Origin of the sequence: Streptomyces longispororuber, assembly GCF_014656095.1 — a bacterium.
Lineage (GTDB): Bacteria > Actinomycetota > Actinomycetes > Streptomycetales > Streptomycetaceae > Streptomyces > Streptomyces longispororuber.
In genome coordinates, this window is sequence record NZ_BNBT01000239.1 from 1 (window position 1) to 8,236 (window position 8,236).

At 75.6% G+C, this 8,236-nt stretch carries 8 protein-coding genes; 5 read left to right on the top strand and 3 right to left on the bottom strand.

Annotation, left to right across the window (positions count from 1 at the left end):
• Window positions 1–1,439 (top strand): outer membrane protein assembly factor BamB family protein (locus tag IE330_RS36790; RefSeq protein ID WP_190140537.1); only part of this gene is annotated, 1,439 nt, incomplete at its 5' end.
• Window positions 1,440–1,462: 23 nt separating this feature from the next.
• On the opposite strand, the gene IE330_RS36795 is transcribed toward IE330_RS36790, so the two are convergent.
• From IE330_RS36795 to IE330_RS36805, 3 genes are read right to left on the bottom strand one after another with little or no spacing between them, the layout of a single operon-like run.
• Window positions 1,463–1,981: a hypothetical protein gene (locus IE330_RS36795; protein ID WP_229926191.1), complete on the bottom strand. Its 519-nt coding sequence runs from the start codon at window positions 1,979–1,981 to the stop codon at window positions 1,463–1,465.
• Window positions 1,978–3,552 (bottom strand): ATP-binding protein, encoded by a 1,575-nt coding sequence (locus IE330_RS36800; RefSeq protein WP_190140538.1) that lies wholly within the window; start codon window positions 3,550–3,552, stop codon window positions 1,978–1,980. Before IE330_RS36800 ends, IE330_RS36795 begins: the two co-directional genes overlap by 4 nt.
• On the bottom strand, window positions 3,549–4,238 hold the full coding sequence (locus tag IE330_RS36805; protein WP_190140539.1) for a response regulator transcription factor: 690 nt from the start codon (window positions 4,236–4,238) through the stop codon (window positions 3,549–3,551). Before IE330_RS36805 ends, IE330_RS36800 begins: the two co-directional genes overlap by 4 nt.
• A 167-nt stretch (window positions 4,239–4,405) precedes the next feature.
• On the opposite strand from IE330_RS36805, the gene IE330_RS36810 reads away from it, so the two are divergent.
• From IE330_RS36810 to IE330_RS36825, 4 genes are all read left to right on the top strand, one after another.
• Entirely contained in the window at window positions 4,406–5,086 is a 681-nt protein-coding gene (locus IE330_RS36810) for a hypothetical protein (protein ID WP_190140540.1), read from the top strand.
• Window positions 5,083–6,153, top strand: coding sequence for a peptidoglycan-binding protein (locus IE330_RS36815; RefSeq protein ID WP_190140541.1), 1,071 nt, complete (start codon window positions 5,083–5,085; stop codon window positions 6,151–6,153). Before IE330_RS36810 ends, IE330_RS36815 begins: the two co-directional genes overlap by 4 nt.
• Window positions 6,154–6,254: 101 nt before the next feature.
• The gene (locus tag IE330_RS36820) at window positions 6,255–6,956 is read left to right on the top strand and encodes an ABC transporter ATP-binding protein (RefSeq protein WP_373314820.1); all 702 of its coding nucleotides are present in this window, start codon (window positions 6,255–6,257) and stop codon (window positions 6,954–6,956) included.
• Complete coding sequence (locus tag IE330_RS36825; protein ID WP_229926192.1) at window positions 6,953–8,152, top strand: ABC transporter permease; 1,200 nt, start codon at window positions 6,953–6,955, stop codon at window positions 8,150–8,152. Before IE330_RS36820 ends, IE330_RS36825 begins: the two co-directional genes overlap by 4 nt.
• The last annotated feature ends 84 nt before the right edge of the window (window positions 8,153–8,236 follow it).

Genomic DNA, 8,236 nt, shown 5'->3' on the forward strand with positions numbered 1-8,236 from the left:
CGGGGCCGCCGGCCGCGCCGCGGCGGTCGGCCCGGCGCCGTACGGTCCTCGTCGTCGCCTCCGTCGCCGCGCTCGCGCTGCTCGCCGGGGGCGGCGCCTGGTACGTCGTGGCCGACGGGGACGACGGGGACGGCGGGGACGGCGGCCGGAAAGGGCCCGCCGGGAAGCCCGCTCCCGCCTACGCGCAGCCGAAGGAGGTCGTCCCCGCCGACCCGAAGGCCACCTTCAGCGGCGGCGCCCCGGTCGCGGAGCTGCCCAAGGGCGAGGACTACTGGCCGGTCAACGGGTCCTGGCTCACGGACGAGGTGTACGCGAAGGCGTCCGTGCAGCGGATCACCGGCCTCGACGCGGGCACCGGCACGGTGCGCTGGACGCTGGCGAAGCCGGGCCAGTCCTGCGCGGGGTCGCGGGAGATCGGCGCGGGCGGGGTCGCCGTGGTGGTCACCGCGCCCACCACCCACGACGGGTCCGGCAACCGCGCGCCCTGCACCGAGGTCATGGCCTTCGAGCTCGCGACCGGGAAGAAGCTGTGGTCGAGGTCCCTGAGGACCGGGTACCAGCGGACGAAGACGGAGTTCAACCAGGTCGCGATCAGCGGGCGGACCGTGGCCGTGGCCGGGCTCTACGGCGGCGCCGCCTTCGACCTGCGCACCGGCGCGCCGCGGTGGAAGCCCCGGGCCGGGGAGGCGTGCCGGGACGTCGGGTACGGCGGCGGCGCGCGGCTCGTGGCCGTGCGCCGGTGCGGGGAGTACGGCTCGGAGACGTACCGCGTGCAGGACCTCGACCCCGTGAGCGGCAAGCCGCGGTGGAGCCACAAGCTGCCCGCCGGGGTCCGCAACCTCAACGTGCTCTCCACCGACCCGGTGGTCGTCGGCCTCGACTCCGGGGAGATCAGCGGGTCCGGGGCCACCGACGTCTTCGCCCTCGACCGGCGCGGCAGGCTGCGCTCCAGGACGGCGCTGCCCGACCGCCGGTACCTGCACGACTGCGGCAGCACCAGCATCGTCAACGACTGCCGCGGCATCGTCGTCGGCAACGACAAGCTGTACGTGCCGACCGCGCGCCGCGACGGCTCCAAGGCGTACACCTCCACGAACGACCTGGTGGCCTTCGCGCTCTCCACCGGGAAGCTGTCGGGGCCGCGCGGCAACGCGCACGAGGGCGCCCCGATGTTCCCGATCCGCATGGACGGCGGCAACGTCATCGCGTACCGCGACTACGGGGGCGTCGAGGTGGTGACGCTCGACGGGCGGACCATGAAGGAGAAGAAGCTCCTCACCGCCAAGAGCAGGCCCGCGGGGATGGTCCCGGTCTCGTCCGAGGTGCTCTACACGCACGGGCGTCTGTACATGAGCTCCACCCTGCTGGCCAAGCCGCGGCCGACGGCCCCCAAGGAGATGATGATGTACGCGTACGCCCGCAACGACGACGACCGCTGACCCGGCGGCGTGCCGCGGCCGGTTCAGCCGGTGCCGGTGAGGAACTGCGAGCAGCGGTACGGGCCGAAGCGGCGCTCGGCGTTGACGAGGGTGACCTGGACGTCGTCGGGGCGGATGCGGCGCTTCTCGTCCCGCGACGACAGGTACGACTGGGCGCGGGCGAGGGTGCAGACCACCTGGCCGTTGGGCAGGCGGTCGCGGTCGGTGTCGAAGGACGCCTCCGGGGAGCGGTAGGTGACGCGGGTGCCCTCGCCGGACACGTCGATCTCCGCGAACTCCACGAGGTTGGTGAGGCCGCGCCGCCGCTCGTCGGCGTTCGGGCCCACGCCGAGCAGCTTGAGGGCGCCGGCGAGGTCCTGGATCCCCGGGTTCGGGCGCGACACGCCCTGAAGGCCCCCGCTGTCCACGAAGTAGAGCCGCAGCCCGCGGGTGAGGCCGGTGGCCGGGTCGCCGCCCGCGATCACTCCGGTGGGGCGGACGCCGCAGGCGGTGAGCAGGGTGGTGAGGGCGAGGGCGGTCGCGGCGGTGCGGGTCCGGGTCACCGGGCTCCCTCCGTGGGTGCCCCGTGTGTCTCATCCGCCTCGTGAGCGTCGTGCGCCTCGTGTCCCGCTGGTGCCGGGTGCAGTGGCAGGCGCAGGGTGAAGACCGCGCCGGGGCCGTCGGGGCGGTTCGCGGCCTCGATGCTGCCGCCGTGCAGCCGGGCGTTCTCCAGCGCGATGGCCGTGCCGAGGCCGCTGCCCTCGGAGCGGGTGCGGGCGGCCTCGGCCTTGTAGAAGCGGTCGAAGACGTGGGCGAGGGCGTCCGGGGCGAGGCCCGGGCCGTGGTCGGTGACCGTGACCGTGGCGACGCCGTGCGCCGTGGTGAGGGCGACGGTGACGGGCGGGGCGCCGTGGCGGAGCGCGTTGCCGACCAGGTTCGCGACGGTCACGTCGAGTCTGCGTACGTCGATCAGGGCGGGCACCGCGTCCGGGAGCTCGGTGCCCACGCGGTCCGTCCAGCCCCGCAGGTCCAGCGTGGAGCGGATGGTGGCGGCCAGGTCGGCCTCCGCGAGGCGGAGCCGGGCGACCTTGGCGTCGAAGCGGGACATCTCCATCAGGTCGTCGACCAGGCGGGCCAGCTTCGCCGTCTCGGCGCCCACCGTGCGGGCGGCGCGCGCGGCGTCGGGCGGCATGCGGTCGGCCTCCTCGTCGAGGACGGTCGTCATCATCGTCATCGCGGCGAGCGGCGTGCGCAGCTCGTGCGAGACGTCGGCGACGAAGCGGCGGGCCTTCGCCTCCTGGTCGCGCAGCTCGGCGACCGTCGTCTGGAGCGCGTCGGCGGTGGTGTTGAAGTCCCGTGCCAGGTCGGCCAGTTCGTCACGGCCACGCGGTTCGACGCGGGTGCCGAGGTCGCCTTGCGCGAGGCGGCGCGTGGCGCGGCCGAGGTCGCGTACCGGGCGCAGGACCGTGCGGGCGGCGAGCAGCGCGAGGACGGCGCTGACGCCGAGCACCGGCAGCAGGCCGTCGCGCACCGCGGTCAACAGGGCGGCGGTGTCGCGCTGTTCGGCGTCCAGCGGCGTGACCGCGAAGACCTCGAGGCGGGACACGCGGCCGCCCTCGTAGGTGACGGGCATGCCGACCACCAGGTACGCGTCGTCGCCGCGCGTCACGCGCTGGAGCCGCGTACGGCCGAAGGCGCGGACGTCGGCGCGCAGCTCGAGGGTGATGCGCGGGTCGTCGGCGGAGCCCGCCGAGGCCGCGCCGGCGTTCTCGTACCGGGTCACGACCAGCGGGTTCCCGGTGAGCCCGGTGGACACCGAGCGGGCCAGCGCGGACAGCGACCGCTGGTCGGGCGGGACGTCGACGTCGGGCGCGAGCGCGGCCAGGCGGGTGCGCAGGTCGTTCTGCGCCGCCTCCTGGGTGCGCTCCAGGACCGCCGTGCGGGCCTCGCGGTAGGCGAGGGCGGTGGCGGTGGCGGTGCTGAGGAGGGCGACGAGGACGAAGGTGACGACGAGGCGGGTGCGCAGCCCGCGCGGGGCGACCCGGGGCCACCGCCGCCCCTTGCGGGGGGCCGGGCGGGCGGTACGGAGGGCCGGGCGGGCGGCACGGGGGGCCGGGCGGGCGGCACGGCTCACAGCGGGCCGAACCGGTAGCCGAAGCCGCGGACCGTCTGGACGAACCGCGGCTTCGACGCCACGTCCTCGATCTTCGCGCGGAGCCTGCCGACGGCCGCGTCCACGATGCGGGAGTCGCCGAGGAAGTCGTGGTCCCACACGCTGCGCAGCAGTTGCTCGCGGGTGAAGACCTGGCCCGGGGAGGCCGACAGCTCCAGGAGCAGGCGCAGCTCGGTGGGCGGCAGGGCGATCGGGGTGCCGTCCTTGGTGACGGTCAGGCCCCCGCGGTCGATGACGAGGCCCGCGTACGCGTCCTGGGCCGCGACGGGCGTGGCGCGGCGCAGGGCGGCGCGGATGCGGGCCTCCAGGACGGGGGCGGTGACGGGTTTGACCACGTAGTCGTCGGCGCCCGCCTCCAGGCCGTCGACGACGTCGGCGTCGTCGCCGCGCGCCGTCAGCATGATCACGGGGAGCGTGGAGTGGGACGCGCGGGCCCGGATGCGGCGGCACACCGCGAAGCCGTCGAGGCCGGGGAGCATCAGGTCGAGCACGGCGAGGTCCACCGCCGTGCCCGTGGGGCCGTCGAGCAGGGCGAGGGCGGCCTCGCCGGAGCCGGCGACGGAGACCTCGTAGCCGTGGCGGCGCAGCACCAGCTCCATCCCGTCGCGTACGGAGGCGTCGTCCTCGATCAGCAGCACATGCGGCATGCGCTCGATTATGGGCGAGCGTCCGGGCCTTCCGGGCTGGTCAGAGCGGTTGGGCGGGCGGATCCCGCGCATTGTTACGTGTTCATCATGCGGTCATGGACCCGCCATCACGCGGGGCCCCGACGGTGGGCCGCATGAGCGATTCCCCTCTGACTTTCCTGACATCGGTGGCCTCTCCGTCCCGCGGCGCCGGCCGGTTCCGTGCCGCCGCGCTCGTGGCGGTGCCGCTGCTGGCGCTCGCCGTGGGCTGCGGCTCCGGCTCCGGCGACGGTGACGGCGGCGGCGGCGGCAAGGACGACCAGGTGGCCTCCGTGCCCGACGCGTCCGGCGAGGACGGCAAGGGCTCCGGCGACGGCAAGGGCGGCAACGGCGGCAAGGGCGGCAAGGGCTCCGGCGACAAGTCGGGCAAGAGCGCCTTCTACGACGCGCAGATGGAGTACGTCCGCTGCATGCGCACCAAGGCCGGGCTCAAGGACTACCCCGACCCCAAGCTGAGCGGCTACCTCGACTGGCCGAAGATCGACGAGCTCGTGGACCCCAACGGCGGCGGCGAGGAGTACAAGGGCGGCAAGGACGGCGTCTGCGTCGCCGAGATGCGCGAGGCGATGAACCTGGAGCCGAAGCGGGACGCGCAGCAGGACTACGAGTCGATGCTCGCGCACGCCACGTGCATGCGGGACAAGGGCGTCTCGGCGTTCCGGAACCCGACGATGAGCGGCGGCAACGTCCTGCCCGGCGGCGACCCCGACCCCACGTCCCCGAAGATCGACCGGGACTCCCCCGCGTACAAGAAGGCCCGCGAGGCCTGCGCCGGCAAGCTGCTCGAAGGTCTGGACGGCATGCAGTGAGACGGCGTACGGGCTGGACGGTGGCAGCCGGGGTGGCCGTCGCCGGGGTGGTGGGCGTGGGGGTGCTCGCGTTCGGCGGGGGCCGCGGTTCCGGTGTCCGGGACGAGGGCGGGGGGCCGCCCGCGACCGCCGAGATCGTCCGCACCGACCTGGTGCTCAGCAAGACGGTCGACGGCCAGGTGGACTTCGCCGGGCGCAGGCCCGTGAAGTCGGCGGTGGAGGGCACGGTGACCGTCGCCGCGCGCGAGGGGGCGACGGTGCGGCAGGGCCAGGCGCTGTACGAGCTGGACGACAAGCCGGTGACGCTGCTGTACGGGCAGGTGCCCGCGTTCCGCGAGATGCGCAAGGGGAGCCGGGGCTCGGACGTGCTGCAACTGGAGCGGAACCTGCGGGATTTGGGGTACGGGTCCGGGCTGTACGTCGACCCGCGCTACGACGCCGCGACCGAGGCCGCGGTCAAGCGCTGGCAGCGGTCCCTGAACCGGACGCCGACCGGCCGCGTCGGCAGGGGCGAGGTCGTCTTCCTGCCCGGCCGGATCAAGGTCGTCTCGGCGGACGCGGCCCTCGCCGACCAGGTCGGCCCCGACAAGGCCGTCCTCACCGCCGCCTCGCCGACGCCGGTGGTCCGGGCCGAGCTCGAACAGGCCGACGGCTCGCTGGCGGAGCCCGGCACCAAGGCGGAGGTGACGCTCTCCGACGGCAGGAAGGTGCGGGGGACGGTGACGGGGACCGTGCGGCCGGAGGAGACCGAGGACGCGCCCGCGGGCGACGGCATCACCGTGGAGATCGCCCTGCGCGGCGGCGCCTCCGCGCTGTCGGCGAAGGCGGCGCGGGAGACCGCGAGCGTCACGTTCGTAGCCAAGAGCCGGCGCGGCGTCCTCGCCGTCCCGGTCGAGGCGGTCGTCGCCCTGCGCGGCGAGAACGGCGGCTACGGCCTCCAGCTCGTCCCCGGCCGGGGCGAGCCGCGCATGGTGCGCGTCGAGACCGGCATGACCGCCGACGGAAACATCGAGGTCAGCGGGTCGGAGCTGCGCGAGGGGCTGCGGGTGGGGGTGGCGGTCCAGTGAGGTGGCGCGTACGCGGGGGTGGTTCGGGCGTGGGGCCGGGCAGCGGGCCGGGCGCGGGGCCGGGTGCGGGTGGTGCGGCGGGGGCGGGCACCGGGGAGCGGGTGGACGGGGAACCCCCGCCCCCGACCGGCCCCACCCCCGCCCCCGCCGTCGTCGAGTTGTGCCGGGCAACCAAGGTCTACCCGGGGGGCGTCACCGCGCTGCGGAACGTGGATCTCACCGTGTACGAGGGGGAGTTGCTCGCCGTCGTGGGGCCCTCCGGGTCCGGCAAGTCCACCGCCCTCAACCTCATCGGCACCCTGGACCGGCCCACCTCCGGCACCGTGCGGGTCGCCGGGCACGACGTGGGGGCGCTGACCGACGCCCAGGTCGCGGCGGTGCGCGCCCGCCACATCGGGTTCGTGTTCCAGCACTTCCACCTGGCCCCGGGGCGCGACGCCCTCGACAACGTCGCCGACGGCCTGCTGTACGCGGGCGTGCCCGCGCGGCGGCGCCGGGAGGCCGCGCGGGAGGCGCTGGAGCGGGTGCGGCTCGGGCACCGGCTGCGGCACCGGCCCGGCGAGCTGTCCGGCGGCGAGAAGCAGCGCGTGGCCATCGCCCGCGCCCTGGTCGGCCGACCCCGGCTGCTGCTCGCCGACGAGCCGACCGGCGCGCTGGACTCCGTGTCCGGGCAGGTGGTGATGGAGCTGCTGCGCGAGCTGAACGCGGCCGGCACCACCGTGTGCGTCATCACGCACGACCACGAGATCGCGGAGTCGCTGCCGCGCCGCGTCCGGTTCCGGGACGGGGAGGTGGTCGCGTGAACCCGCCCGGCCACCCGCGGCCCGCCCGCCTCTCCCCCGCCGACGTCCTGCGCGTCGGCGCCGTCGGACTGCGCGCCCGGCGCGCCCGCGTCGTGCTCTCCTCGCTCGGGATCGCGCTCGGCATCGCCACCATGGTGGCCGTCGTGGGCCTGTCCACGTCCAGCCGCGCCGACCTCATGAGCCGCCTCGACCGGCTCGGCACCAACCTGCTGACCGCCGAGGCGGGCAAGGACCCCCTGGGCAAGGAGGTGAAGCTGCCGAAGAACGCCGTCGCCATGGTGGAGCGCGTCGGTCCGGTGCGGCAGGCCACCGCCACGGCGAACGTCGACGCCCGCATCCGCCGCAGCGCGGCCGTGCCCGAGGAGCGCGCCGCCGGGGTGACCACGCAGGCGGCGCGCACGGACCTCCTGGAGGCGCTGGGCACCCGGGTCGAGCGGGGCGCCTGGCTGGACCGCGGGCGGGAGCGGCTGCCGGTGACCGTGCTCGGCCGGATCGCCGCGCAGCGGCTCGGCGTCACCGCGCCCGGCGAGAAGATCATGATGGGCGACCGGTACGTGGTGGTCGTCGGCATCCTCGCGCCGGTGGAGCTGGTGCCGACGCTGGACCGGGTCGCCCTGGTCGGCTTCCCCGCCGCGGAGCGGTACTTCGGCTTCGACGGCCACCCCACCACCGTCTTCGAACGGTCCGCGGACGCCGCCGTCGACGACGTGCGCGCGGTGCTCGCCCGCACCGTGAACCCCGGCCAGGAGGGCACCGTGACCGTTTCGCGCCCCTCCGACGCGCTCGCCGCCAAGGCCGCCACGGACAAGGGCCTGACCGCCCTGATGCTCGGGCTCGGCGCGGTCGCGCTGCTCGTCGGCGGGGTCGGCGTCGCCAACACCATGGTCATCTCCGTCATCGAACGCCGCGCGGAGATCGGCCTGCGCCGCGCCATCGGCGCCACCCGCGGTCACATCCGGCTCCAGTTCCTCACCGAGTCCCTGCTCCTCACCGCCCTCGGCGGCGCCGCGGGGGCGGGCATCGGCGCCCTCGCCACGTACGGGTTCTCCCTCGCGCAGGGCTGGACGCCGGTCGTACCGCCCTGGTCCCTGGCGGGCGGCCTGGCCGCGACCCTCGTCATCGGCGTCCTGGCGGGCCTCTACCCGGCGACCCGCGCGGCCCGGCTGCGGCCGGCGGTGGCGCTGAGCACGGGGTGAGGCACGGGCCCGCGTACGGGCCCGGGCGGGGGCGCGGGACGGGGTGGGCAGGGGCGCAGGCCCGGGCAGGCCCACGAGCCCGGG

What these genes read in the sequence shown, in the direction of transcription:
- IE330_RS36805 (WP_190140539.1), bottom strand. Translation starts at nt 4,238, where the DNA reads ATGCCGCATGTGCTGCTGATCGAGGACGACGCCTCCGTACGCGACGGG.